The organism is Halomonas sp. PA16-9 (assembly GCF_009728585.1).
In the GTDB taxonomy this organism is placed as follows: domain Bacteria; phylum Pseudomonadota; class Gammaproteobacteria; order Pseudomonadales; family Halomonadaceae; genus Vreelandella; species Vreelandella titanicae.
In genome coordinates this window covers 1,639,565-1,664,240 of the sequence record NZ_CP040452.1, presented here as the reverse complement: position 1 = coordinate 1,664,240, position 24,676 = coordinate 1,639,565, and the positions used below count along the sequence as shown (strand labels likewise).

Sequence of the window (24,676 nt, the reverse complement as noted above, 5' to 3'; positions counted from 1 at the left end):
AGGTGGGTACCGATGTTCTCTACCTTGGTATGCCGTGCCTGGAAGAACACGATCACGCCTAGCTCATTGTTTTGGAGACGGTAACGGAAGCCTGAACCGGCTGCGCCGGCCCTACCGACCATGTGACGTCGAACAGCTCCATGGTGGCACCTTTGCCTTCGTTATAGACCCTTATAATTTGATCAAACTGGTATAAGCAGGGTTTGCCTTGATAGAGCTGACGAACGGTATCCACGCCAGCATTCAGTAGTTTGATATCCCCTAGCTCTTTTTGGCCCTTCTGGGAAATGAACAAGGAGCCCCGTGCATCCTGTTCACCCTTGATCAATGAGTCTTGTGAATAGCGTTCCCAACGTTTCATTTTTCAAATGTTCCTTACTGTCAGGTAATGGCAGGTTTTCGACTGTTTCACCGTTATTCTGCGAGACGTGTTACAGGGAGGGTCTCGACCTGCTGCCGCCAGCCCGTCACCCCGTGCTGCGCAGGTAGTAACGGGCTGGCGGCAGCAGGTGCTTGGGTATTCACGCGCTTGGCGTCATAACGGGGTAATACCGTCGCTTGGAGCAAGACATGCAGGTTGGTGCGCTGGTTGGAGGTGGATTCGTTTTGGAATAAGCGACCGGCAACGGGGATGCTAGAGAGGCCAGGAACGCCGGAGACCTGGGTACGGTCATCCTGGGACGATAGGCCGCCGAGTAGCAGTGTTTGGCCGGAGCGGATCTGTACGGTGGTGTTGATTTGGCGCTGGTTGGTGATGATGTCGGAGGCGATCAGGGAATCCGTGAGCGAGTCGGCGGAGGTGGTGATATCCATGATGACTAAGCCGGAGGCCGTGACCACCGGCAGCACGTTTAAGCGTATGCCCACGTCACGGCGTTCGATGGTTTGAAAGGGGCTGTTAACGTCCGCTGATTCACCGGTGACGCGACCCGTGACAAAGGGCACATTTCTGGCCAATGGAGATCGTGCCCCGCTTGCCGGAGAGGGTGAGAATTTGCGGTGTGGATAACACGTTGGAGCTTGAGTCGCGCTGTAAGGCGTTGATGGCAAACGCGAGGACATCCCCGTCAAAGATCCCGAAGGTGCCGCCGGAGGAGGCTAAAGAGGTGCCGAGGTTGGCGGTGTTGAAGCCACCGGCGACACCGCTACCCGTTGCGCGACCGAGCGAGACGCCGAGATCGAAGGTATCCCCGTCGGTGGTTTCAAAGATGACCGCCTGGATGAGGAGTTGAGGGTGGGCGACGTCACTTGGGGGAGTAGCTCCTGGAGCTGTGAAAGCTGCTTTTCTGGACCCTTGGCTAGGATGGCGTTAGAGGCATGGAGTACCTGGACACGGGGCAGGCTGGAGCCGTCCTGGGCGTTCTGGGCCAGAAAGGTGGTGACCAGCGGGGCGATATCGTCTGCACGCACGTTATTAAACGAGAACAGGTGTGTGGCCTGGGGTTCAGGCGGTGGGGTGAGCGTGGGCGCGTTGGCGATCGCGGCGGCGGGATCGTGGGGTTCTTTGGGTTGAAACAAAAACCTGGTGTTTTTTGAGCTGATTGAGTGGCCGGCGCAACGGTCGGCGGATTGCCTGGGAGAATGGTGTAGCCGTGGGAACTCAAACACGCCCTGGAAGAATTCATCCAACTGGTGATCAGGCACATCGGGGGCGTAAACCGTGAGCGTGCCAGTGGCCGTGGGGTGAATGGCCAACGGGGAACCGCTTTGGTCGACGTACCAGCGTACGAAGTCGCGGATATCGGTGTCTTGCATCTGGATCGGGGTGGCACTGGCGGTGCTGGCGAACGTGACCAGGGCAAATGCGGCGGCGGTTTTAGCAGCGAATTTCAGCATGGGTGACTCCATTTTCTACGCGGACAAGACAGGCGCTCACAGGGACGATGCCAAAGCCTTGGCGGGCGAGATCGTCGGTGGTGAGGGACTGGCGGTCGCTATCAATGAGGCGGTAAGTGGTGCGGTCGCCAAACTGGCTAAAGCTGGCGATGCGGGGGTGTGCTAAAGTCGGGCAGTTCTTGCGGTGCCGCGGGGGGCGTGTCGTCTTGTGATCGAGCGCTCACACGGTCGGCGACGAGTACCGACAGGGTGATAAAGCAGCCCAGCACAAAGGAGGCCAGGGAGAGAAGCGGGCGGTTAAAGCGTTTCCAGTAGATACGGGTCATTTTCATATAGAACCTCGCGTCATGAGGCACACGAAGCATGCCGTGGGTGAGCCAGGGCGGCAGCACGGAGTAGGTGCCGTGGGGGTAGTGGTCAGAGAAGGCTTGCTTGGTGTCGTAAGCGGGTAGAGGGCGCGGCCGGTGTACGTCCAGCGTTTCTACCGTGATGCTTTGCGGGAGTCGCCGTATTTGACGATGCCTAGATGCACTTTTGGCAAGGGCATTTTGGAGCCCACAAACATCGAGTAGAGCGCGCCGACAAAGGGCACGGAGACACGATCCAGGCGGCGGCAATAGACCACGTGTTCGGCGAGGGCGACACGGGCCTGCTTGTCCATGATCGACAAGTCTTGGATCAGGAAAATAATGTCCCAGCCCAGTTTTTCTAGCGTGCAAAAACCAGTTGATCACGTCTGACGGCTTTTATCGTTCCAGGAGCGGGCGTTAAACCAGGTGCCGCATTCATCCAGCACCAACAGGCCGTTTTTGTTTTCGTCGTAATCGTCGGTACCGGTGCCGATGGACTCCAGATCAGCAAGGACAGGTTTATCAGGAATGCGGTAGCAGCGGGTTAGCTTGGCTTTTTCGCCAATCAGCTTATCCAGGTTCAAATCCAGGTTGGTGGCAACCTTGCAGCCCTGGTTCAGCTTGTCCTTGATCTTACCCACTGCAACCAGGGTTTTACCGGCGCCTAGTTTGCCGGTGACGACGTAAACGGCCATTAGAGAACGGGCCTCCCTTGCTCCCAATCAATCAGCTGTTTTTTCTGCTGGAAGACCCACATAGCCACTTTGCTGCTGTAAATAGCGGCAACACAGGCTTCAAGGTTGTCGGGCTTCACGGCACCCATTCCATTGGCGAGGTCGGAAGGGAGGGAGGCGTTGATCCCGTTGATGATCAGCGCGAAGGTTGAGGCGAGCGCTACGAGCAGCGTGATATAGAGCGTTGTCCAGATCAGGGCACCCGCTAGGCGGTTAGTAAAGCGGGCGGCAATACGGGTGATCAACCACTCCAGGACGCGAGAGACAAAACTGATAAGCGCGCCCATGCCGAGCAATGCAGGAAGTGCCATTTATGCTGTCCTCTGTTCAGAGCGAAAGAAGGTGTCGACGATGCTGACGACCGTCCAGAAGTAGATAATCCAGGTCAGCCAGAGCTTGATGGTGTTAAACGCTTGGCAGGAAATTTCCATAGGGCCGAACTGGAGAGGGACACAGCCGCCGGAAGGCAGCGAGGGAAGGCGTGAGGTAATTTGTTCGGCAATATCGGAGCTGGCACCGTCGCCAATCTCATCCATGAGGCTGTTTATTTCGTCGCCATGCTCCTGTTCTTGAAGGGCTGCCCCGTCGAGGGTGTCGTCCATGCCGGAGGAATCAAACAGGTCGTCACCGTCGCCGAGATCTTCGGTAAAGCGGGAGGCGAGCTTGTCGACCATGCGGTTGAGCAGCTTGGAGATACCGCCTAACAGGCCATCGCCTTCACCGTCTTCACCTTCTCCCTCGCCATCCCCGTCACCAGAGCCATCACCGACACTCCCCAAGTCCAAGCCTTTGAGGGCATCGGTGAAGGTGTTGCCTAGTGCGTCAAGGGAGTTGGTGATTGTTCCCGTTTGATCTTCAAGAGCGCTGGTGAGGTCGTCGGTTTGACCGTCAAGTGAGCTTGTCAGGCTATTGGTTTGATTGTTTAACGTGCTGTTGAGCGCATTGGTTTGGGCAGAGGTCGCGTTGTTTAAGTCGTTGGTCTGGTCGCTAATAGCGCCGGTAACATCGTTGGAGAGCGCGTTGATAGCGTTACGGTTGGAACGGCCAGCGGAGCCGATAGCCTCAATTATGCCGGATTCATCAAACTCGAAATCCGGTACGGTTGAGCCGCCACCGGAGCCACCGCCGCCGTTGTTATCGTCAGAATCATCATTGCCGGAATTATCACCGCCACCGGCATCACCACCTGAATTGCCGCCAGGGTCAGTGGGATCGGTTGGGTTTGTGGGGTCGGTCGGATCGCCACCACCATTGTTACCGCCACCCCCACCACTAGAAGGGTTGGAGTGAGTAGTTCCATTGGAATCGACATAGGAGAAGTAATCGGGAGCAGACTCCCAATCGACTAAATAAGAGGTATCGCCAATGGTGACGCAGCTAGACGGATCAGAGCAGCCGCCAGGGAGAGGTTCTAGATAGTCAGGGGTATTAAAGTCGACAACGGAAAACGTGCCATTACTCTCACCCCAACCACCATTTAAGCTCGAATCCTCATTAAACTCACCATACTCACCGGTAGACGTTGATTCAATGGATAAAGAACAGGTTATATTGTCATCAGTACCTGAGCAGGCAGTAACACCACCAGCACCAGTAATGGAGCAAGCACCGCCATTAGTTTTAACAGTGCCACCATTGTTTAAGTAATTAGCACCACTTGCAGAAACAGAAATAGAGTCGCCATTACTAGACTTACATTGCTCATCAGTTAATTTAGGTAATAATTCAGGATTTGAGACCAAATCATCACAATAAGTCGAACCTGAGCAATCTTTAGCTACAATTCTCTCCCAATCGCCAATAGAAGTGCATTCTAGAGGATCATAAGGGTCGGGATAGCACGTTATACTTTGACAATAAAAAACAGCAGAAGACGAAGAGAACCGAACACCAGCATAAACTCTATAATCAAATTTCGTACCAGTACGCGAATTGTGGTTTTTAACAGCAGTAGCACAAGCAGCAGCAGGGGAACCATATCTACCAGGAGCATCTGAGGAATACGATCTAAAATAAGGGTCAGAAAACGCGTAAGAGGAAAACACCATTAAAAAAGGCACTAATAAGACGGGTAAAACGGCTTTTTTAATCATGTTCCCCTCGCTATGTAAAAAGGGGCGTTTCCGCCCCTTGGTTGATCCCTGTTAAAGCGGTATTAAGAAGCGCGGTTAGCAAACTTCTTAAACAGCTTGATGCCGATTAACGCGGCGGTGATAGAAGCAGCGACAGGCCATGCGTAACCCGCCATATCAGCCCCTTGAGACTGAACCTCATTGAAAGCTGCTTCTGCACCGGCTGGGGCAGTTTGCGCAAGAGCGGTAGCAGAACTCATGACGAGAGCAGCACCGCCAGCGACTTTGCCGCGTGTGGTAGTAGCAGCTTGTTTTACGCCTTGTGCGATGGTTTTAAGTTTCATGAGACGGACTCCATAAAGCGTTTAAGGGTCAAGATGATGTGTCCAAACGCCCAACCGATGGCGTAGGACGTGAAAAGGGAACCAACAACAAACGTAAGGCTCGGATCGTTCATCGTTGGCCCCCATTTATCGCGCCGATCCCGAAAGCGAGGACGAGACCGACGCAATAAACCAGGAGCCACAGACCGGAGAGTTCACTGGTGTCCATGGCTCAGAATCCTATTTTTTGTCGCTGGCGGTAGCTTGCTGCTGGCTACCGGTGGCGTTGGGTTTGCGGGCGGCGATGACGTGAAGCACGGTTTTGCCACCGGCAGCCGCGGAGGAGGTGCGGAGTTCGATTTCCAGCTCCATGGCACAGGGCATGTGCGGGGCAGCGGCGTGGAGCTGGTCGAAAATGTCATAAGGCGCTGTCATAACGCTGACCTGATTGCCGATAGCGTTCTCGTTGTCAGCAGAGGCGGCCTGCATGATGGAAATTTTGGCGCCCTGGACGCCGTTATCCATCTTGTAGCGAGAGGCACCGATAACGTGGGCTTGAATGGTGTTGATCATGGTGATGTTTCCTTTTCGTTAGCGTTGGGTTCTGGCGGCTTGGGTTAAGCAGTAGTCCGCGAGAATGGATAGCTCAGTGGTTTCTGGTGTAACGCCGTTTTGTACCAGCGCCAGGTATTCCGCCTGGGCGTAGTAGGTGGCGGCGCGTGCATAGTCCCGGCCGTGGAGGCACCGCTGGCCCCGCTCCCTCAGAGCTCGGGAATCGAGGCAGGGGGATCCCCCTTCCCGCCCTCCGTTTGCCCTTCGGTCTTTCTGCACGGCAGCCAACATCGGCCAGCCGGTCAACCCCTGTTTAAACCCCACAAACAGGGGTTGACAGTCTGTCCGCTGCTGGCTAAGGACGCCGTGCGACCGAAGGGCGACGGATGACGGGCAGGGGGACATAGATCAAGCCTCGTTGGCATTGGGAGCGGGGGAGGCCGCACGGGAAAGGGCTTCCAGCGGTGCTTTGTCGCCGCGCTCCAGTTGGGCAAGGCCGTATTCAATCAGGCGCTCCGACAGGGCCGAGGAAGTCAGGCCGTTGGTGCCCGCCTGGATAAGGTGGCGGCTGTGGGTTTCCGGATCGAGAAAGACGCGGATGGGCTGTTTTTTACTCATGTGGATAACTCCAAAAGGGCTAAAGGCCGTTGTGGATAACGGTAGGCGCGTTAGCCGTGGGGGTGTGGATAGATGCGCCAGGAAGCAAAGGTTCAGTTTTTCTAAGGTTTTGCTTGATGGCGTGGCGTATCTGGCCGCCGACTAAACGGCCTTTTAGCTCAGCTAGGCGCTTCACTTCCTCATAGGTAGATGGCTCTACCATCATGGAAATGGTGATTTTCTTTTCCTGGGTGCGCATTGGCTCAGCGGTGTTCTGGGTGGTGCTTGTAGGGTTCTCTGGGGCGTCGGTAACGCCGTAGTTCAGTGCCAGGAAGGCAAGGGCTGCGTCGTAATCAGAAAAGCGGATGCGGTAACGCTGTCCGTCGCAATCATCCAGGCCCATCAAGTCGTCAGGGGTGACGTTTGACAGGTCGAGAGCGAGTAGGTGATCGGTTGGGACGAAGAGTTTGATGGAGCCGTCAGGGCGCACATGAAGGCTGACAGAGCCATATTGATTGATGCCGCGATAAAGGCGGTTATCGCACTCTAGAGAGGCGACGTAGAAAGTGCCTATCACGTCAAGGGTGTGCGCTTTAAAGGCACCTAACGTGTAAATAGAGCCGTTTTGAGTGGCTTTAGTAGCTAAGGCGATCATGACCATTCCTCCGCGTTAAGGCATTGGGCGTTGAGGAGGGCCACGTTGATCATGCGGTAACGACCAACCTTGATGGTGGGGAGGTAGCCGCGGCGGATGTGGCCTTGAAGGACACCTTCATCTAGGCCAGAGAGCTGCGAGAAGCGTTCGATGGTCATCGTTGGCACTGTGGCCGGAACCTGGGGCGCGTTACTCGTTTCCATGTGTCATTACCTGCACTGTAATGGGCTGTGATAGTCTTTGAATTAGAGTTCGACTTTTTGAAAATTTGGTGTATCTCATATGGAACACCATGTCTCAAATGGAATATAGCCCATATGGACAATACGTCAACCCCCATTGGGGAAAAAATTCGTGAAGTACGCGAAGTCCAGGGATTAGGAAGACAAGCGTTTTGCGATATGACAGGGGTTCCAAAGCAAACGCTGATAAATGTAGAAAACGGAAGGAATGAGCCTTCATTCAAAGTAATGAAGAAAATTGTTGATGCGTTTCCTCAGTACACGATGTGGTTAATGCATGAGCAGGTGATCGAAGAAGCAGGTCAAATCAGCCCACAAATAGAAAAAGCTCGTGCTGACCTCAAGAAAACGGGAACGGATACCAACTAGCAAAAAGGGTTGTTGATAAATGGTTCCAGGGGGGAAGGCATTGTGGATAAAGGGGCTGGGATCATGTCAAATGAAGCAAGAGAAGCTTTTCAAGAAATAATTAAGTTTGCATTGATTATGAGCATCTTTTCTGTTGTTTTTATTGTAATTCAAGCAAAAATAAGAAAATTGTTAAAAGGGAAGCGTAAATGAATATGAAAGATCTTTTTCCAGAATATTTTAAAGATAAAAAAGAAGTCGAGAAAATATGGAAAGATTGCATATTTGTTTTTGATGCCAACGTTATTATTGATTTATATAGGTACTCAGACCCTACAAAAGAAAGCTTGTTGAAATCTTTGAGGTATTTCAAAGACAGAGTGTGGATACCCCGCCAAGCAAGTGAGGAATACTTAAGGAATAGAGCTTCTGTAATAGCAAGTGAAGAAACCTACTATACTGAAACTAGTAATCAGATTAATGAATTTTTGTCGAATTTAAAAAGTGTATTTGAAAAAAGAAGACAGCATCCATTTATAAATGAAAAGTCCTCAAAAGATTTTTTTAATGCTGCCGATAAAATGAAAGAGGAGTTAAGTGCTAATGGTAAAAAATATTTGTCTAGAGTCAGTGATGATGAGATTAGAAAAGAGATAGTAGATATATTTGATGGGAGGGTTGGAGAAGGTTTAAGTGATGAAGAACTTGAAAGGGTTTTTAAGGATGGAGCCACAAGGTATAAAAATAAAATTCCTCCAGGATATGAAGACATTAAAAAATTCAAAGGAGATATAGAGCAAGATGATGTCACTGTTGAAGATAAAAAGCGTGTTTATGGTGATTTGATAATATGGAATGAAATTATTCAAAAAAGCATATCCGATAAAAAATATTGTGCTAGTTACGGGAGATGATAAAGAAGACTGGTGGAATAAAAGTAAAGGTAAAAATTTAGGGCCAAGAGTAGAGTTGATAAAAGAGTTTGAAAGTGTAACCGGTCATAAGTTTTATATGTATACGGGGCCTAATTTTCTAAGTATTTCTTCTAAAGAAATAGGCGGTTCTAGCGACAAGGCAGCAGTGGAGGAAATGAACGAAGTTAACAAGATGCTCTCTAAAAATAGTAATAATTACAAAGTAAAAGTGAGTGCAAAAGGCAAAAACAGTAAGATTGAGAATTCTAGGCTTTTTTTCAGAGATGGAAGGCTAATAAATAAGGATGAGCTAAATGAAAATAAAAGCTTGTCAATTTTAAAAGAAAAGCTACACGGTTTACAAAATAAGCTAATGTGGACTCAGCATAGAGTCAGTGAAAGTCATAAAGAAATTGAAGAGTTGAAGCATAAATATAATATATATGGCTTTGAAGGAACAGATAGTCAGATGCTTGAAAATCTACAAGACTTTATAAAATTTGCAAAAAATGATGAAGTTGATATACATAACGAAATCCTTAAAACAATGATGGAGATATCTAGACTTGAAAATGAAGATTAAAATATTCCGAATTTATTGAATGAAATATGTTAATGCCCACAATGTGTCAACACTGATGAAGAGTAGAGGCAAGTAGAGGCAGAGGAAGATTTAGTAACTGGTTGAAAAAACGACCAAAGGCGATTATTGGCACGCTATTCACACGGCTCATAATCCCTTGGTCGTAGGTTCAAGTCCTACTGGGCCCACCAATTCCCCTCTTTCTGTCAGTAAGTTATTGGCTTTTTGAAGCCTTTTATGTCGCTGCCGCAGTATAACTCCCAGCTTTACCTTCCTCTTTTAATTTTTACTCGCCTCTCTATTAGTGTCGCTATCATCGCGTTATCTTGTTGAAATTCGTGCGCGCTAATGGATTTCACAAAGCTTTCGTGCATGCTTCTGTTGAACACATAAGGAATGTCTGGCCGATGCTGGTCTATAGCTCCACTAAACAGCAATTCATCGATGCCGTACGTGCAAACGCCATTAGCGACATAATAGAGAACGAGGTGTCTCGAAAGCTGAGCCGCAACTCGCCTCGCAGTGAGGTGACATCCTGGGAGAACTCCCTTCGTTTCATGATGAGCGTTCTGCTCGACGAGGGCATTCCTGCTTCAGCTGGAGTGGCCATCGAGTACAACATTCCGCTGACCAATCGCCGCGTGGATTTTATCCTGACCGGCAAGAACCACCAGCGGGACGATGCCGCGGTCATCGTGGAACTTAAACAGTGGCAGTCCGTCGAGGTGACGAAGAAGGACGCTATCGTGCGTACCCAGTTGGGTGGCGGAGTGCGCGAGACCAACCATCCGTCGTACCAGGCGTGGTCCTATGGCGCGCTGATCGAGGACTACAACGAGACGGTTCGCTCCGAGTCGATCCGCCTGGTGCCCTGCGCCTACCTGCACAACATGAAGCAGGGGAACGCCATCAATGATCCTTTTTATGCCCACCATACGAGCCGTGCGCCGGTCTTCATCTCGCAGGACGCCTTGAAGCTCTCGAAGTTTCTGAGCCAGCACATCAAGTACGGCGACAGCAACGACATCATGTATCGCATCGAGCACGGTGTGATCAAGCCAAGCAAGAACCTGGCGGATGCTCTGGCCTCAATGATGCAGGGCACCGCCGAGTTCCTGATGATCGACGAGCAGAAGCTGGTCTATGAAACCGCGCTTGATCTTGCGCATCGGTCGGCCAACGGCAACAAGCAGTGCCTGATCGTCAAGGGAGGGCCCGGCACCGGTAAGTCAGTGGTGGCCATCAACCTGTTGGTGGAGCTGACGAAGCGCGAGATGATGACGCAGTACGTATCGCGTAACTCGGCGCCGCGCGAAGTCTTCAAGAAACGCCTGACCGGCACTCGCAAGAAAACGCATATCGATAACCTGTTCAAGGGTTCCGGAAGCTATGTCGATACGCAGGCAGACACCTTTCACGCCTTGATCGTCGACGAGGCTCACCGCCTTAACGAGAAGTCGGGTATGTACCAGAACCTGGGCGAAAGCCAGATCAAGGAGATCATCAAAGCGTCGCGGCTCTCGGTGTTCTTCATTGACGAAGCACAGCGGGTGACCCTCAAGGATGTAGGCACGGTCGAGGAGATCAAACGTCGAGCTCGCGATGCCGGTGCCGAGATTCAGGAACTGGAGCTGGCTTCACAATTTCGCTGTAACGGATCCGATGGCTATCTTGCATGGCTCGACTATGCGCTTCAGGTTCGCACGACGGCCAATACGGATCTGGAAGGCATCGATTACGACTTTCAGGTATTCGATGACCCGAGCGCGTTGAAAGCGGCCATCCTCGACAAGAATCGCAAGGCCAACAAGGCCCGGATGGTAGCGGGCTACTGCTGGCCCTGGGCGAGCAAGAAAGACAAGCAAGCCATGGATATCGTTTTTCCCGAGCATGGCTTTGCCGCCCAGTGGAACCTTGATGATGACGGCATGCTGTGGGCCATTGCCGATACCTCCGTCGAGCAGGTCGGCTGCATTCACACTTGCCAGGGGCTCGAGTTCGACTATGTGGGCGTCATCATCGGCGATGACTTCGTGATTCGTGACGGGCGCGCGGTGACCGACGCACGCGAGCGCGCAGGGCAGGACCGTTCTGTGCATGGCTACAAGAAGCTGCTCAGGGAAGAGCCCGAGCATGCACGCGCCCTGGCGGATCAGATCATCAAGAATACCTACCGTACACTGATGACGCGGGGGCAGAAGGGCTGCTACGTCTATGCCACGGATCCCGAAACCCGTGAATACTTCGCGGCTTTCGTTCAAGCGCAAGCATTGAGCGAGCAACCAGTTGAGGCAAGTAATTCAATGGGCTGGAAGGCTTGGACCTTCCCGTCGTCGTGCGCGAAGAGGCCGATCCGTTCGAGCGCCATGTGCCCGTGTACGATTTGAGCATCGCCGCCGGTGAGTTCAGCGAGATGCAAATCGCCGACGCCGAGCACTGGGTCGAGCTGCCGGACTTCATGCGCGCGAGCCCCGACCTGTTCGTCAGCCGGGTGGTTGGGGAGTCGATGAATCGGCGCATCCCCAATGGTGCCTGGTGCCTGTTTCGTGCCAACCCAGGCGGCACGCGGCAGGGCAAAGTCGTTGTGGTGCAGCATCGCGCCATCGAGGACCCGGATCATGGCGGCAGCTTTACGGTAAAGCTGTACCAGAGCGAGAAGATCGAGGAATACGGAGAGTTCGTAAACCATCGCATCGTGCTCAAGCCCCAGACCAACGCCTTCGGCTATAAGGACATCGTGCTCGAGGACGAGCTTGAAGACCTGAAGGTCATCGGCGAATTCCTTTCTGTGCTGTGAGCGAGTGGGCGGCCGGATGGTCGCCTATACCGATGCTGGCTGGATAGCGGGCGACAGAGCAGGCATACTCACCGCTATCCGATACCGCAGAACCAGGTGAGCCCAAGATGTCAGACCCGTTCAAGCAACTCCGTGACGCAATGGATCAGTTCGTCACGAGCGTGACTGGGATCAGTTCCACTCGCCCAAGAACCTGGCCATGGCGTTGACGGTGGAGGCAGCAGAGCTGCAGGAGTGCTTTCAGTGGCTGACCGAGGCGCAGTCCAGGGAGCTGGATGAGCAGCAACTGGCTGCCGTGCGCGACGAAATTGCCGATGTTCAGCTCTATCTGATTCGGCTGGCGGGCAAGCTGGACTTGGATATTGAAGCGGCATGCCGGGCGAAGATGGAGAAGAATGCGGAGAAATATCCCGCCGACCAAGTGAAGGGAAGTGCGAAAAAGTACACGCACTATCAGGGTTGACGTGATGTGTGGCCGCTTTGTCCCCTGTAGCGGCCTTCTCTGCCTGGCTTCGTCCCTCAAGCTTCCTCCCGCTAAATTTGGGCTTAAGCAGGAGCGGAGACTCAGCCTCCGGTTTAATTTCTGTCATAAAAGCGGCCTTGAATGGCGATTTTGAGCTTGAAGATAAACTAACGTGGTTTATTATTTACTCTAAAGACGGAATTTAAGGCCGCTTTTTCACGTGAAAATAAACCAATTGCTGCACAAAATCCCGTATGGCGCGGTCGTGACGACCGCTTGGCTGGCGTCACACGGCGTCACATCTGATCAGGCGCGTAAGCTGGCCAGCAGTGGCTGGCTGCAACGCGTGGGGCACGGTGCCTACTGCCAAGCGGGGGAGCCTCTTACCTGGGAGAGCGCTGTCTTCGCCCTGCAGGCGAGCGACCACACGGGCTTACCACCGCTTTGGCCGGGTGGTCAGACGGCCCTGGCACTGCATGGTTTTGCCCACTATCTACCCATGGGGGAGAGCACGACGTACCTGTATGGCAAGGAGGCCGCTCGGCTGCCCCGGTGGTTGAATGATGCCGAGTGGGCAGGGCGGATGGTGCTCCACTCTGAAAAGGGCCTGCCAGCGCAGCTTCCCGGCAGCTTTACGGACTACGCGCCGGATGGCAGGGCCTTCAGCTTGCAGGTATCGACCCCAGAGCGAGCCGTCCTGGAGTGGATCGCCGTTACGTCGAATGAGTTGCTGTTCAGTAGTGAGCTGGTCGACACCTTCGTCGGGCTCAATACGCTGCGTCCGCGCCGGCTGCAGGCATTGCTGGAGGGGTGCCGTTCGGTGAGAACCAAGCGGGCCTTCCTGGTGCTGGCTCGACACGCTGGGCATGCCTGGTACGGTCGCCTGGAACCTCGCCGACTAGATCTCGGCAAAGGTAAGCGGCAACTTTGCCAAGGCGGCAAGCTGGACATGGAGTATCAGGTAACGGTGCCGGAGGCGTTCCAGCATGTCGATTGACGCTCGCTACCACGAACAGGTCAGCCTGTTGGTATCACTGCTGCCTTTTCTCAATGACGAGCCGTGCTTTGCCCTGAAGGGCGGTACGGCCATCAACCTCTTCGTACAGCCATTACCCCGTTTATCGGTCGATATCGACTTGGCCTACCTGCCGCTGGAGCCCCGTGACGAGGCATTGCGACGCTGCCGCGAGGCGCTGCAGCGCCTCGCACAGGCCTTCAGCGCTCGGCTGCCAGACGTGCGGGCCGAACTTCAGGATAACCGCCGAGACGAGCTGAGGATCCTGGTGCGCCGAGGGCGTAGCCAGGTGAAGGTGGAAGTATCGCCGGTACTGCGAGGCACCCTGCACCCGCCTCAGGAGCGCGATGTAGTTGAAGCAGTAGAGGACGATTACGGCTTCGCTGCGGTGCGGGTGGTGTCACTGCCGGATCTCTATGGCGGCAAGATCTGCGCCGCGCTGGATCGCCAGCACCCCCGTGACCTTTTCGATGTGAAGCTGCTTCTGAACCAGGGCGGCTTGGATCGCAGCGTGTTTGAAGGCTTCCTGGTCTATCTGCTGGGGCATCCCAGGCCCTTGAACGAAGTGATTAATCCTAGGCTGAAACCACTGGATGACGTTTACCGGCAGGAGTTTGTCGGGATGGCCAGGGGTGACCTGCCATTGCAGGAACTGGAGAGCGCCCGCGATGAGCTACTGTCGCGGCTGGGTCAGCTGATGACGGATGAAGACGTTCGCTTCCTGCTGTCTTTTAAGCAGGGAGCGCCTGATTGGGCGCTGCTCCCGCTGCCGGGCGTCGAACGGCTGCCTGCTGTGCGCTGGAAGCTCGCCAATATCCTGAAGATGGGGGCTGACAAGCACCGTCAGTCACTAGAGCTGTTGGAGCTGGCCTTGGGCAGGCTTCGACAATGATGCGGTGTGCCCTGGCGGATTAACAGCCTAATAGACTTCTCCTTATATCCTTGCAGCGCTAGGCTGTTACGCATAATTACGCTACGCGTAGGGGGCATGGTGGACAGCTGGAAGCTCAGTTCCAGCGGGACATTATCGAGGCCATGACGGCCTATGGTCGAAGGGCCAGCATGGCCGGCGGCTACGACCTTAAGGTAGGGGCCGTCAGCGAGGTGGGCTCAGGTAAGCCCCATGACCCGAGAAGCAGCGCTTGGCCGAGATAATCGTTCGGCTCAACGACCTCTGCGGCGCCGAGGCCGGTGACGACGACAAGCTGCAATTCGCCAACGGCATCGCCGATCGCAACGAGCGTGACGAGGCAATGATGGCCCAGGTTGGCAGCCACAGCGAAGACCTGTGACGCACGGCCTATTCCCGAAGAGGGGTACCACGCCGTGCTCGGCGATCTCAGCCACTACGAGAAACTCAGCATACCGTTGCTAGAGGATAAGGAAACGGGTAGGCAGTTTTCGCTGTTGATACTCAAGTTGCTGTTGGAGAGGTCGAATCGAGATGGATTTCCGCAAAATCTATATGTTGGATGAATAAATATCATGGCTGCTTTCTATCTAAACAGATGTGGTTATCCTACTAAGATGTCAATCTGTCGTTATGCTATTCACTATGATTTTAATGTGTGGGGAGACGTTTGATGTCTGGGCATGAATTAGTCCGACCGAGCCGGGATGGCGATCAATTTCATTACCACTGGGCTGCTCGTCAATGTCTTAAACTCCTCCCCGGGCAGACTGATCTCGTTGCTATAACCATTGAGGGTGCTTCGGCGAAAGAGGACGAAAGTGACGAGATTGAAGCTGGTGAACAGCTTATTGATGTTGGTTTGTATTTTGGTGCAGAAAGTCTTCATAAAGCTCGGCTTATCCGTTATATCCAACTCAAACATTCCACGCGAGCTGCTAATGAGCCTTGGACGGCAAGCGGACTGAAAAAAACAATTAAGGGCTTCGCTGAACGTTACGTGCAGCTTGTGGAGCGCTTTAATGATGCAGATGTGATACAGCGGTTTCGGTTTGAGTTCATAACAAATCGCCCGATCGAAACCAAGGTCAGGGAAGCCTTAGCAGACCTCGCGTCAGGGAATGCAGCTCAACATCCGAATCTACATAAAGTGCTTATCGAATACGCTGGGATCGATAAAACTCAGGCAGCGCAATTTTTCAAACTTTTCTTCACGAAGGGTGGCGAGGGAGCTCTCTGGGAACAGCGTCATTTATTAGCCTATGATATCAGCGCTTACCTGCCAGATGCGGACTATGACGCTCCAATCCAGTTGAAAGATCTCATCACTCGCAAGGCAACAACAGAGTTTGAATCAGATCCATCGATCCACCGCCACGATGTCCTGCGCGCGCTAAAGGCATCCGAGGAACAGTTACAACCTGCGCCTTGCCTAATCTCAGACCAGGCGGGTACCTTGCCTCGTGAACAGGAGCAGGAGATTCTTCAGGCTCTTCTTGCTGCCGAGCATCCCATCGTTATCCATGCAGATGGCGGCGTGGGAAAATCTGTGCTTGCCGCTCGATTGGTGGCATCGATGCCGATTGGCTCTGAGGCCGTTCTCTATGATTGCTTCGGCGATGGTCTATATCGCAGCTCAATTAATTTTCGGCATCGACACCGTGATGCTCTAGTACAGATAGCTAATGAACTAGCTGCTCAGGGTCTGTGTCATCCGCTGATACCGACCGCCTATGCCGACACAAAGCAGTATATGCGTGCTTTCTTGCACCGCCTAAAACAAGCAGTTGAGCTGTTGCGGGCGAGCGCTCCCGAAGCACTCCTTTGCTTGATTATTGATGCCGCCGATAATGCAGAAATGGCTGCTGAGGAACAAGGAGAGCCATCAAGCTTTGTTAGAGACCTTATTCGGATTCCGCTGCCAGATGGGATTCGTCTGGCATTTACTTGCCGGACACATCGTCGTTCGCGTCTTGGTGCATCGCCTGAAGCGCATGAGATAGAGCTTCGTCCTTTAGCGAGAACGAAAGCGCACACCATCTTCGTAGATTCTATCCTGCAGCGACCGGTCATGACGTTGCAGAATTTGCTATTCTCAGCAGTTCGAACCCGCGCGTCCAGGCATTGGTGATTTCTCAAGGCTTACCACTGCAGGAAATGCTTAGGCGGCTTGGGCCTGAACCGACAACGGTAGATCGTACGATCGGCGAATTACTCGAAGTCGAAGTTGCACGACTGCGTGACCTAGAAGGGAGCGTTGAAGCATCACAGATTGACGTAATCTGCCAAGGGCTTGCAATTCTTCGTCCCTTGGTACCAGTCACTGTTCTAGCAAAACTATCCCAGACCTCTGAGAGCGCTGTCCGAAGCTTTGCTCTAGGGCTAAGCCGCCCGTTACTGGTAAAAGGCGATAGTCTCCATTTTCGCGACGAGCCAAGCGAAACTTGGTTTCGTGAGCGGTTTAAGCCCGATGCGACAGCACTTACTCATTTTCTTGAATGTTTGCGGCCGCTCGCTGCACAGAGTTCCTACGCCGCGGCAATGCTACCGCAGCTACTCTTGGAAGCTGGGAGGATGGATGAACTGGTAGAGCTGGCCCTTTCTGGAGAGAGGCTTCCTACTGTAAATCCACTTGAAAAGCGGGATGTCGAGCTACAGCGACTAACTTTCGCTTTGAAAGCCTGCCTTCAACAGAGGCGCTATGTAGCAGCGGCGAAACTTGCCCTAAAGTGTGGCGCGGAGTGTGCTGGGGAACAACGCCAGAATAATCTCATTCAAGAGAACACTGATCTAGTGGCCCAGCTTATGGCTCCAGATCGTATTGAGGAGATTGTTTCACAGAGAGTTTTCAGTTCGGGTTGGATGGGCTCTCGTCATGCCTATGATGCAGGCCTTCTCTCCGGACGCGATGAGTTTTCTGCAGTTGCATTTAGCCGGCTCCGTATGGCCATGGATTGGCTGGAGGCTTGGGCCCGCCTGCCCCAAGAGGAACGTGAACAGGAAAATGTAAGTCATGAGGACAGGGTAGAGCTTACTCTAGCAATACTGCGTCTGCGGGGAGGCGAGGCGGCAGCCCAATTTGTGAGAAGGTGGAGACCTCGACATTTTGCTTTCGATGTGGGACGCCGCTTGGGGCGAAGACTTATCGATTTGGGGCAATATGAGCAACTTAATGTTCTTGCTGAGTCTAGCGGGAATGATGTGTGGCTGCTTTTGGGACTTATCAGCGAATCAAGTGTAGTGGGCCACCGAATCACCACAAAACCTTTGATGCGGCTGCTGCGGCTGCTCGGTGATCGGCGTGTTAAGCTGCATGAATATCAAGAGTGGAACGAAAAATGGACGGTTCTTTACGCCGTCCGATCCGCAGTGGAACTCGCCTTACGTGTGCTACCGCCAGAGCCGAGTGTATGGGTAGCGATTATTCAACGTTACCTTCCTCCTGAACCTCCCGCGGACTTGGCTAGTCGTTTCGGGTTTGATCGTGCACCGATGCTCCGTGCCTACGCTCTTGAAGCCGCTCTACGGGGGGAAAGACTCGCCCTGATCGATGTTGCGCCCTCTGAGGTGCGTGAGCAACTGGACTCGCGGAATCAGTATGGGCGCAGCCGAGATGCCGATATCTTCCAGCAGGAAGTCGGCGGCCTCTTGCCTTGGGTTGTGCTCTCCGCTGAGATCATCTGTGATCGCTTCCCTTCAGATTGGTCTATTGCAATCGCGGAAGCTCTTAATCAGAGTAACGCCTCAGCATCCCGAATGTATCGGCAAGACCAAAGTCTGCGGCAGGCTGTTGCGCTAGAATGGTTAAGACTCTTGCGGGATGCTGGTGTCGCCAAGGCTCCAGAATTAGAATCATTTAAGTCATGGCTATCTCAACAAAAAGATCCGCTTTGGCCAGATACCTTGATAGCTTTGTGCCGCATGGCTGCTCGTGCAGAGGGGTTCGAGTCATTGGCATTGGATTTCGCGGCAGAGGCTTACCAAGCACTGGAGGCTGTACGAGAGGACGCAGAGTCGCGCGCTGAATCGTATCTCAAACTCGCACGCGCAATCTTGGCGGTGAGTCTAGCCGAGGCCGGGGTCTTTTTTGATCGCGCAGTTGATATTGCAAGTCGTATCGGTGATGAGAACCTTCATCGTTGGGCGGCATTCTTACATCTTGCCAAAGCTGCAGGAGAGCATAATAATCCCCGGCCACGGACAGCCTACCGACTATCACGCGTTGCAGAGCTCACATATGAGTATGTAACACGTGACAAGCACTTCGACTGGGACGGCACTGCTGAAGCCTTGACTGACCTCTGTGCATCCTCGGCTTTATCTATCCTCAGTCAGTGGCGCGATCGCAGATTCGGTGATCCAGAGCGCCTGCTGCCACTCGTAATCTACCGCCTCATGGCACAAGGCAGCCTTCCGGTTATAACGCCCATAGCCTTCGGGGGGATTGAGGCCGGTTGGGATCGTTTATCGGACTTGAAGCGTGTTGTTGCGGAGGAAGTCGATTCTGTTCGGCGTTACGTGTCTGCCCATATCTCCTATCGCTACATTCGGGTGCAGCCATTGAGATGCGAGACCTTGCTCGAACTCAGTGAGTTGAGTAAAACATATGATCTCAAATTTCCCGACATCCACCGCCTTCTTGCTGCCACACACAATGGCGACTCAACGAATGAAAAGGATATATCGAAGCCTTGCCATTCCCCCGTGGCGAAGGAGCGACGCTCACCTGACTGGGACACCATCTTCCAAGGAATCGATTTGGCCGATGCTGACTCACTCCAATCGGCCTATGCTGCTATCAGTACCTATGATCCTCCGTACGAATTCAACGCTTTCTTCCAAGAAGCATTCGCACGAGTGAGGATTGGCAGGGAACCTGAACTGGTTCACGCCATCGCCGCCTCGCCAGATTTCGGAATATTTAAATTGCGATATTTGCTGGATACAATACTCTCGCAGCCACTGAAGCAGTTGTCTTTCCAGAAGGCCGTGCGAGATGCGGTGCTATCAGTATGCCGTCGCGAGCCTGAGCGAGTCCAACGGCGCGGATGGGGCGTCCTGATACCGTTTGAGAAGCTCCACAAAGATGGTCTTGTGGCCGATCAGGATGTGGTCCAAGCCACTCTCGAGGGGTTCGCTTTACAGGTGGATGTCCTAAGTGCGGGCGACTTCTTCCAGTTGGTTGATCCTCTCGCATCCTGTCTCTCACCGGAACAGGCTGATGAAGCACTGAACTTTGGAATGGACCTTCTTGAGGATATGCTTCGGTTGGAGGATGGTAACGGGCCCTGGCGTACTGAGCTGCAACCGCCTCAGTCCTTGATTTCCTCCTTAGCTGGCTACATCTGGGTGGGGTTAGGTTCACCGATAGTTTCAGAGCGTTGGCAATGCGCACACGTAGTAAGGTCTATGGTTGAACTGGACTGGGCCGAGTTTCTAAAGGTGCTCATCGACTGGGCGAATACCGATGTACCGCTTCCCTTTATTGATCAAGAATTACCGTTCTATGTTTGGCACGCGCGACAATGGCTTCTAATCGGTCTTGCACGTGGTGGACTTGAAAATGCATCGGCCCTAAGGTCGTCTGTGCCATTTCTACGATTTTGGCTGCGTGAAGAGCATGTCTTGATACGGGAGCTCGCAAGTCAGGCGCTTCGAACCTTGATGGTCGCTGGTGAGTTGGATGCTAACGAGTTCGATGATCTTGATACTGTTAACTGGCCTATTTTGCCAGAGAAGGTTTTTAATGGCTGGCTGGATCCTATTGAGGACAAAGCATTCAAAGTCGATGAAGCACTCAGCGATGACGAGAAGTATTACTTTGGCATGGACATTGGCCCGTACTGGTTTGCCCCCCTTGGGCGAGCATTCGGCCTCAGTCAGGAGGCTATCGAGAGACGTGCACGTCATGCCCTAGGGGAACATATGGGCTGGAATGGTGGGAGTAGATGGCAGGAAGACTCTCGTTTGCTGAGGAGAATTTTCGGTGACAGAGAAACATCTCACGCGCACGGTAGCCTGCCTACAACAGATGACTTATGCGCTTACCATGGGTATCACGCCATGATGCTAGTGGCTGCGGCTCTACTGAAAGAACAGCCTGTGCGACGCCAAGCTGACGAATCTATAGATGAGTTTCGCGATTGGCTGTCGAGTTATCTTCTGACCCGCGCCGATGGAAAATGGCTTGCCGATCAACGAGATCCTCGGCTCGTCAAGGAGCCCCCGTCACCTGAAGGCTACAACGACAAGCTATGGTGCTGGAGCGTAACGGCAGACTATCTTGATCAAATGCTAGTGACTGAAGATAGCATGACTGTTCTCAAGGGGCACTGGAATGGAGGCGAGGATGGTTATTATGAGACGGTTTCCGTCGGCAGTGCGCTGACTTCTCGAGTCGGAGCTGAGGCGCTGGTAGCGGCTCTTCAAACAGCACCTGAGCTAGGTCATTTTACCCTTCCCAACGCTAGATTCAGCGAAGATATGGAAGCTGGAATCCTGAAGCTTAAGGCCTGGGTAACGGACGAGAGTGACCCAGCTAGGCTAGACGAAGGTGATCCATGGGCTAAGAGCTTACACTTTCCTGGACCTAGGCCTTCTGATGATGAGATTAAGAAGATGGGGTTGGTTGCGTCAGAGGATGGCCGTACCTGGCGAAGTGGGATTGAATGTTTGCTTCGCAGTGAGACATGGACCCGCACTCAGGGATATGGGCAAGAGATGGAGACAATCCCAGGTTGGAGGCTCAGCGGCAATAGAGGTTTTCTAAAGCGACTTCTCAATGCACACCCTGATTATTGTCTTATTCTGAGCGTTGAGATTCGACGTCGGCCACCTCGGCACGACAGAGGAAATGATGAGTTTGGTCGATATCCACAGCCGTATGCTCGCTATTATCTGATGGAGGAAGATGGTGTCCCTCACGCGCTCTAAAGCTGTATTAGAACTTGGTAAAAAGTTGGTTGATCAGCTTGATTTTAAAGATGACCTTTTGGCATCTTGGATGGCTCATTATTTAGCACAGCGGATTGATATGGCCGAAAAGGCCCCTGCTGAGGCCAAAGAAAAGGCTCATGTTGACTGTGCGAAGGCAATTCTAGAGCTATGGAAATATCGAGATACCATTCCAAGGCATCTTCGACCATTGGGAGAGCTTGAACCGGTGCTAAGGGTGCTCGCATCTCTGGATGTGGAACAAACCGATTACCGTTACTATCCCCAAGCACTTCGAGAGGCAGCGACTGCGGATGTAGACGAAGAAACCAAGCAGTGGCTCGATCTCGCGATGGGGATAGACTACACAGCTCGCTTACTAATCCAGTTCGCACTGCGCTCTGCGTCACATCAGGCAGCTTCTAAAGCTGAGCCTTGGGTTGAGCTAGCTCGCCAGGCCGGCGCAGAAGAAGGAGCCGAGAGGCCAATCGTGAAGTTGATCTTAGGAAACAACGAAGCGGGAGAAACTGATAAAAACAAGCAAGATGCTGCTCTGATAGACAAGTTGTCCCGGCTAGAGGGATTGGCTGATTTGGCGAGCCATCTGGCAAGTGAACTCCGAGCCGAGTTAGGCTCTGGTGATGAACAAGGACATAATTTGAGTTGACGATAGGCGTGTAATTTCAGTACACCAGCGGTACACACACCAGCTTCGTATGGTACCCTCAAACTTCGCTAAGCTACTGATTCCAAAGAACTGTACCTTTCGCTCGATTACGGTTGCTTTTCCTTGTGTGTCAGTAACTTATTGTTTTAAAAGCGAACTCATAATCCCTTGGTCGTAGGTTCAAGTCCTACTGGGCCCACCATTTCTATATTTACCTATTTCAAAAGCAGGGAGTAATTAGTCCCTGGAGCTGCGGTATATCTGATTCTAGTTACGCCCTGCGCACGTCTAAAACTTTCAAGTCCCCCAATATTACCCAACCCACCACCGCCAACCCGCAGCACAAAGCATGCCCATTGCAATCGATACCAACGGATTCCTCATCACTACCGCCACCGTACCCGCCGCAATGGCCGCGAGCCGAACGCCACCGTCACCATGCACGATAATAGGCGTAATGACGGCAATCAGGACTGAGCTAGACATGGCATCGACGAATCGCGCTAACGCGTGGGCCTAGCGGCACACGTGACATGATTAGCAGCCCCAGCACTCTGGAGCCATAAGCAATTACCACCATTAGCGTGATGGCTATCAACGACTGCCATACGGGCGATGGGATCATGAGGCGCTTTCCCTGAACCAGCGTCCAGGCAACAATACGGCCACCACGCCACCGGTAATGGCACCCACCATCACATGTAGGTAAGGCGGCAACCACCAGTACGCCATTAATGCACTAGCCGCTGCTGCCAGCCAGGGTAGGGCCATTGCCGCTCTTGGGTTTCCACCAACAACGATCATCAGCAGAAAGCACAGCATGATCACATCAAGGCCGAAGCGTTCAGGCTCGGTAATGCCTCCGCCAAAGGCTAACCCTACCGCCGTGCCGACGACCCAGGCGCCCCACAACGCGATCCCACCACCTAGAAGAATGCCCAAGTTTCGCTCACCGCGCTGATACTCGCCCAGCGCCATTGCCCAGTTGGAGTCGGTTAGCAGTATCACCATAGCGAATTGCTGGCGTTGAGGTAACGCCTTGAGCCAGGGATAGAGCGCCGCACTCATTAGCATATGCCGGGTATGAATCGCGAGTGTGACCGCTGCCAGAGCAAGCAGTGGCAGAGGCGAATGCCACATCTCTAGGGCAGCAAATTGCGATGGAGCCGCGAAGACAAACAGGCTCATTAGCATCGCTTCCCAGCCGGCCAACCCTTGGTGCACGGCGGCTACGCCAAACGCCAATCCAAACGCGATCGTAAAAACCGCTAAAGGCAGCATCATGCGAATCCCTCGCCAGGTACCCGCAATATCCAGCCGAGTAGGATTTTCTTTTATTTTCATTGCTTAACCTTTCTATGCGAAGCAGGCCGTATCAAAAACAAACAGACCTGCTTGTTTTTTTATTATTTGAAGTCTAGATTGAATTATGTACACGCGCCACAGCTGGTGACGTGTCAACAAGATGAAACAATACAACAGAAAAAAACAGCCGATTAAATCGGCCCAGGAAACTATATGAACTTCACTCGTAATACGCTGACACTCGCCGTTGGAGCGCTGGTCTTGCCTGTTGTTGCTTCTTCGGCCCATGCCGCAACTTCCTTTATTGCCAATTCGTTCTACGACCAACAACATCCCCACTCCCGTTACGGTTACATCGAGTGGGCAGAAATGGTCAAGGAACTCTCGAACGGCGAACTGCAACCCGAGGTTTATACCGGCACCGTACTGCTGGCACCACGGGCTAACCTGCAGGGTATCCAGGATAACGTGGTTCAGGTTGCTCACCATGCGGCTATCTACACGCCTTCTGAAATGCCGGTCGCGAATGCCGTGCAGGAATTGGGGTTTAACTATGATGACCCGCTGATTGGCATACTGGCGGTGACAGACTTCAGCCTTAATAATCCCACTCAGCTAGCCGAGTGGGAGGAGCTGGATATTGTCTACCTGGGCGCCTATAACACGCCTTCCTATGTGCTGTTCTGCCGCGAGCCAGTCCGAAACCTGGAAGAGCTACGCGGTAAACGTATTCGTACGGCTGGCTCGACTGTTTCCGCCTGGGTCGAGCAAGCCGGGGGAACGCCCGTCAATGTGCCTTCCAGTGAGATGTATAGCGGCCTCGATCGTGGCTCGTTGGACTGTGCCTCTAATGCGGCTAACGACTTGATTGACCGGTCATTGTGGGAGGTTGCCGAGCACACCACGCTGCTGCCTACCGGCATGTATTGGTCTGGCCCTCAGTGGGGCTTCAATTCGGGCTTCTGGGCTAGCCTCAACGATGAGGAACGTGATGTCTTCAAAGAAGCGACTGCCAAGGCAATGACCCGCATGATTGTCCAGTATCTGGGCGCTTCTGAAGCCGCACTGGAAGAAGCCGCTTCTCATGGCAACAACATCTACGAGCCCGAAGAGGATGATGGCTTCCGTGGAGGCTTTCCGCGATGAGGCCTTGGCCAATGTCTACGATAAGGCCCGCGATGAGTATGGCGTTGAAGACCCCGAGGCGCTGATTGATGATTTTATCGCGACCTACGAAAAGTGGGATGCCTTAATCAGCGAAGTTGATCGCGAAGACGAAGAGGCCCTGGCCGAACTGGCCATGGAAGAGATCTACAATAAGCTTCCTGCTGACTACGGAATTTATTAACGCTGCAACACTGAGGCCGCCGCATTGAGGCG

General features: G+C 53.0%; 25 protein-coding genes and 5 pseudogenes. 14 read left to right on the top strand and 16 right to left on the bottom strand.

Translation table 11 applies throughout. The features are described 5' to 3' along the window. Positions 1-58: 58 nt before the first annotated feature. From FDY98_RS29045 to FDY98_RS29035, 3 genes are all read right to left on the bottom strand, one after another. Complete coding sequence (locus FDY98_RS29045) at positions 59-361, bottom strand: hypothetical protein (protein WP_340146986.1); 303 nt, start codon at positions 359-361, stop codon at positions 59-61. Positions 362-414: 53 nt separating this feature from the next. Then, positions 415-945 carry a hypothetical protein gene (locus FDY98_RS29040; protein ID WP_340146985.1) on the bottom strand — a complete coding sequence of 177 codons (531 nt, stop codon included), beginning with the start codon at positions 943-945 and terminating at the stop codon, positions 415-417. 153 nt (positions 946-1,098) lie between these two features. After that, positions 1,099-1,836 (bottom strand): hypothetical protein, encoded by a 738-nt coding sequence (locus FDY98_RS29035; protein ID WP_340146984.1) that lies wholly within the window; start codon positions 1,834-1,836, stop codon positions 1,099-1,101. On the opposite strand from FDY98_RS29035, the gene FDY98_RS29030 reads away from it, so the two are divergent. Beyond that, positions 1,835-2,002 (top strand): hypothetical protein, encoded by a 168-nt coding sequence (locus tag FDY98_RS29030; RefSeq protein ID WP_340146983.1) that lies wholly within the window; start codon positions 1,835-1,837, stop codon positions 2,000-2,002. The genes FDY98_RS29035 and FDY98_RS29030 overlap by 2 nt on opposite strands. On the opposite strand, the gene FDY98_RS29025 is transcribed toward FDY98_RS29030, so the two are convergent. From FDY98_RS29025 to FDY98_RS24010, 11 genes and pseudogenes are all read right to left on the bottom strand, one after another. Next, entirely contained in the window at positions 1,974-2,168 is a 195-nt protein-coding gene (locus tag FDY98_RS29025) for a hypothetical protein (protein ID WP_340146982.1), read from the bottom strand. The genes FDY98_RS29030 and FDY98_RS29025 overlap by 29 nt on opposite strands. Positions 2,169-2,317: 149 nt before the next feature. Beyond that, positions 2,318-2,881, bottom strand: a pseudogene (locus FDY98_RS29020) (zonular occludens toxin domain-containing protein). Continuing rightward, positions 2,881-3,231 (bottom strand): DUF5455 family protein, encoded by a 351-nt coding sequence (locus FDY98_RS24045; protein ID WP_027958602.1) that lies wholly within the window; start codon positions 3,229-3,231, stop codon positions 2,881-2,883. Before FDY98_RS24045 ends, FDY98_RS29020 begins: the two are co-directional and overlap by 1 nt. Then, the gene (locus FDY98_RS24040; RefSeq protein ID WP_155706252.1) at positions 3,232-5,013 is read right to left on the bottom strand and encodes a hypothetical protein; all 1,782 of its coding nucleotides are present in this window, start codon (positions 5,011-5,013) and stop codon (positions 3,232-3,234) included. A 62-nt stretch (positions 5,014-5,075) separates the two neighbouring features. Then, positions 5,076-5,336: a major coat protein gene (locus tag FDY98_RS24035; protein WP_051430519.1), complete on the bottom strand. Its 261-nt coding sequence runs from the start codon at positions 5,334-5,336 to the stop codon at positions 5,076-5,078. Positions 5,337-5,445: 109 nt separating this feature from the next. Next, on the bottom strand, positions 5,446-5,544 hold the full coding sequence (locus FDY98_RS29865; RefSeq protein WP_371829567.1) for a tail virion protein G7P-2: 99 nt from the start codon (positions 5,542-5,544) through the stop codon (positions 5,446-5,448). A gap of 11 nt (positions 5,545-5,555) precedes the next feature. After that, positions 5,556-5,888, bottom strand: a complete 333-nt coding sequence (locus FDY98_RS24030; RefSeq protein ID WP_027958599.1) for a hypothetical protein — start codon at positions 5,886-5,888, stop codon at positions 5,556-5,558. 18 nt (positions 5,889-5,906) lie between these two features. Beyond that, a complete protein-coding gene (locus FDY98_RS24025) occupies positions 5,907-6,272 on the bottom strand; it encodes a hypothetical protein (protein WP_027958598.1) in 366 nt (121 codons plus the stop codon). Between the two features lie 3 nt (positions 6,273-6,275). Further along, positions 6,276-6,485, bottom strand: a complete 210-nt coding sequence (locus FDY98_RS24020; protein ID WP_027958597.1) for a hypothetical protein — start codon at positions 6,483-6,485, stop codon at positions 6,276-6,278. A 19-nt stretch (positions 6,486-6,504) separates the two neighbouring features. Then, positions 6,505-7,119 carry a hypothetical protein gene (locus FDY98_RS24015; protein WP_027958596.1) on the bottom strand — a complete coding sequence of 205 codons (615 nt, stop codon included), beginning with the start codon at positions 7,117-7,119 and terminating at the stop codon, positions 6,505-6,507. Next, a complete protein-coding gene (locus tag FDY98_RS24010; protein ID WP_027958595.1) occupies positions 7,116-7,322 on the bottom strand; it encodes a hypothetical protein in 207 nt (68 codons plus the stop codon). The genes FDY98_RS24015 and FDY98_RS24010 overlap by 4 nt, the downstream gene beginning before the upstream one ends. A gap of 114 nt (positions 7,323-7,436) precedes the next feature. Here FDY98_RS24010 and FDY98_RS24005 point away from each other — a divergent pair, with 114 nt between their 5' ends. The 12 genes and pseudogenes from FDY98_RS24005 (at position 7,437) to avs3b (ending at position 21,991) form a co-directional block, all read left to right on the top strand. Next, positions 7,437-7,730, top strand: a complete 294-nt coding sequence (locus FDY98_RS24005; RefSeq protein WP_051430520.1) for a helix-turn-helix domain-containing protein — start codon at positions 7,437-7,439, stop codon at positions 7,728-7,730. 42 nt (positions 7,731-7,772) lie between these two features. After that, a complete protein-coding gene (locus tag FDY98_RS24000; protein ID WP_155706250.1) occupies positions 7,773-7,922 on the top strand; it encodes a hypothetical protein in 150 nt (49 codons plus the stop codon). Next, positions 7,919-8,623, top strand: coding sequence for a PIN-like domain-containing protein (locus FDY98_RS23995; protein ID WP_155706248.1), 705 nt, complete (start codon positions 7,919-7,921; stop codon positions 8,621-8,623). Before FDY98_RS24000 ends, FDY98_RS23995 begins: the two co-directional genes overlap by 4 nt. Then, entirely contained in the window at positions 8,565-9,206 is a 642-nt protein-coding gene (locus FDY98_RS23990; protein WP_155706245.1) for a PIN-like domain-containing protein, read from the top strand. The genes FDY98_RS23995 and FDY98_RS23990 overlap by 59 nt, the downstream gene beginning before the upstream one ends. A 407-nt stretch (positions 9,207-9,613) precedes the next feature. Beyond that, positions 9,614-12,003, top strand: a pseudogene (locus FDY98_RS23985) (DNA/RNA helicase domain-containing protein). A gap of 107 nt (positions 12,004-12,110) precedes the next feature. Continuing rightward, positions 12,111-12,466 (top strand): annotated as a pseudogene (locus tag FDY98_RS23980) (nucleotide pyrophosphohydrolase). Positions 12,467-12,686: 220 nt separating this feature from the next. Beyond that, complete coding sequence (locus FDY98_RS23975; protein ID WP_027958591.1) at positions 12,687-13,463, top strand: type IV toxin-antitoxin system AbiEi family antitoxin domain-containing protein; 777 nt, start codon at positions 12,687-12,689, stop codon at positions 13,461-13,463. Continuing rightward, on the top strand, positions 13,453-14,373 hold the full coding sequence (locus tag FDY98_RS23970; protein ID WP_027958590.1) for a nucleotidyl transferase AbiEii/AbiGii toxin family protein: 921 nt from the start codon (positions 13,453-13,455) through the stop codon (positions 14,371-14,373). The genes FDY98_RS23975 and FDY98_RS23970 overlap by 11 nt, the downstream gene beginning before the upstream one ends. A gap of 203 nt (positions 14,374-14,576) precedes the next feature. Further along, positions 14,577-14,957 (top strand): annotated as a pseudogene (locus tag FDY98_RS29860) (type I restriction endonuclease subunit R); the annotation flags it as partial. Between the two features lie 107 nt (positions 14,958-15,064). After that, positions 15,065-16,522, top strand: coding sequence for an ATP-binding protein (locus tag FDY98_RS29015; protein WP_340146981.1), 1,458 nt, complete (start codon positions 15,065-15,067; stop codon positions 16,520-16,522). A gap of 443 nt (positions 16,523-16,965) precedes the next feature. Next, complete coding sequence (locus FDY98_RS23960; protein WP_273194430.1) at positions 16,966-21,324, top strand: hypothetical protein; 4,359 nt, start codon at positions 16,966-16,968, stop codon at positions 21,322-21,324. After that, entirely contained in the window at positions 21,305-21,991 is a 687-nt protein-coding gene (gene avs3b, locus FDY98_RS23955; protein WP_155830860.1) for an AVAST type 3 anti-phage proein Avs3b, read from the top strand. Before FDY98_RS23960 ends, avs3b begins: the two co-directional genes overlap by 20 nt. A 312-nt stretch (positions 21,992-22,303) precedes the next feature. On the opposite strand, the gene FDY98_RS29010 is transcribed toward avs3b, so the two are convergent. Beyond that, entirely contained in the window at positions 22,304-22,477 is a 174-nt protein-coding gene (locus FDY98_RS29010) for a hypothetical protein (protein WP_138801615.1), read from the bottom strand. Positions 22,478-22,612: 135 nt separating this feature from the next. After that, positions 22,613-23,335 carry an AzlC family ABC transporter permease gene (locus FDY98_RS23945; RefSeq protein WP_027958585.1) on the bottom strand — a complete coding sequence of 241 codons (723 nt, stop codon included), beginning with the start codon at positions 23,333-23,335 and terminating at the stop codon, positions 22,613-22,615. 174 nt (positions 23,336-23,509) lie between these two features. On the opposite strand from FDY98_RS23945, the pseudogene FDY98_RS23940 reads away from it, so the two are divergent. After that, positions 23,510-24,644 (top strand): annotated as a pseudogene (locus FDY98_RS23940) (C4-dicarboxylate TRAP transporter substrate-binding protein). Positions 24,645-24,676 lie beyond the last annotated feature (32 nt).

Bases quoted from the DNA above. Each gene is read 5' to 3' on its own strand.
- FDY98_RS29045 (WP_340146986.1), bottom strand. From the start codon at position 361: ATGAAACGTTGGGAACGCTATTCACAAGACTCATTGATCAAGGGTGAA.
- FDY98_RS29030 (WP_340146983.1), top strand. From the start codon at position 1,835: ATGGGTGACTCCATTTTCTACGCGGACAAGACAGGCGCTCACAGGGAC.
- FDY98_RS29035 (WP_340146984.1), bottom strand. From the start codon at position 1,836: ATGCTGAAATTCGCTGCTAAAACCGCCGCCGCATTTGCCCTGGTCACG.
- FDY98_RS29025 (WP_340146982.1), bottom strand. From the start codon at position 2,168: ATGAAAATGACCCGTATCTACTGGAAACGCTTTAACCGCCCGCTTCTC.
- FDY98_RS24045 (WP_027958602.1), bottom strand. From the start codon at position 3,231: ATGGCACTTCCTGCATTGCTCGGCATGGGCGCGCTTATCAGTTTTGTC.
- FDY98_RS24040 (WP_155706252.1), bottom strand. From the start codon at position 5,013: ATGATTAAAAAAGCCGTTTTACCCGTCTTATTAGTGCCTTTTTTAATG.
- FDY98_RS24035 (WP_051430519.1), bottom strand. From the start codon at position 5,336: ATGAAACTTAAAACCATCGCACAAGGCGTAAAACAAGCTGCTACTACC.
- FDY98_RS29865 (WP_371829567.1), bottom strand. From the start codon at position 5,544: ATGGACACCAGTGAACTCTCCGGTCTGTGGCTCCTGGTTTATTGCGTC.
- FDY98_RS24030 (WP_027958599.1), bottom strand. From the start codon at position 5,888: ATGATCAACACCATTCAAGCCCACGTTATCGGTGCCTCTCGCTACAAG.
- FDY98_RS24025 (WP_027958598.1), bottom strand. From the start codon at position 6,272: ATGTCCCCCTGCCCGTCATCCGTCGCCCTTCGGTCGCACGGCGTCCTT.
- FDY98_RS24020 (WP_027958597.1), bottom strand. From the start codon at position 6,485: ATGAGTAAAAAACAGCCCATCCGCGTCTTTCTCGATCCGGAAACCCAC.
- FDY98_RS24015 (WP_027958596.1), bottom strand. From the start codon at position 7,119: ATGATCGCCTTAGCTACTAAAGCCACTCAAAACGGCTCTATTTACACG.
- FDY98_RS24010 (WP_027958595.1), bottom strand. From the start codon at position 7,322: ATGGAAACGAGTAACGCGCCCCAGGTTCCGGCCACAGTGCCAACGATG.
- FDY98_RS24005 (WP_051430520.1), top strand. From the start codon at position 7,437: ATGGACAATACGTCAACCCCCATTGGGGAAAAAATTCGTGAAGTACGC.
- FDY98_RS23995 (WP_155706248.1), top strand. From the start codon at position 7,919: ATGAATATGAAAGATCTTTTTCCAGAATATTTTAAAGATAAAAAAGAA.
- FDY98_RS23990 (WP_155706245.1), top strand. From the start codon at position 8,565: ATGAAATTATTCAAAAAAGCATATCCGATAAAAAATATTGTGCTAGTT.
- FDY98_RS23970 (WP_027958590.1), top strand. From the start codon at position 13,453: ATGTCGATTGACGCTCGCTACCACGAACAGGTCAGCCTGTTGGTATCA.
- FDY98_RS29015 (WP_340146981.1), top strand. From the start codon at position 15,065: ATGTCTGGGCATGAATTAGTCCGACCGAGCCGGGATGGCGATCAATTT.
- FDY98_RS23960 (WP_273194430.1), top strand. From the start codon at position 16,966: ATGGATGAACTGGTAGAGCTGGCCCTTTCTGGAGAGAGGCTTCCTACT.
- FDY98_RS29010 (WP_138801615.1), bottom strand. From the start codon at position 22,477: ATGTCTAGCTCAGTCCTGATTGCCGTCATTACGCCTATTATCGTGCAT.
- FDY98_RS23945 (WP_027958585.1), bottom strand. From the start codon at position 23,335: ATGAAAATAAAAGAAAATCCTACTCGGCTGGATATTGCGGGTACCTGG.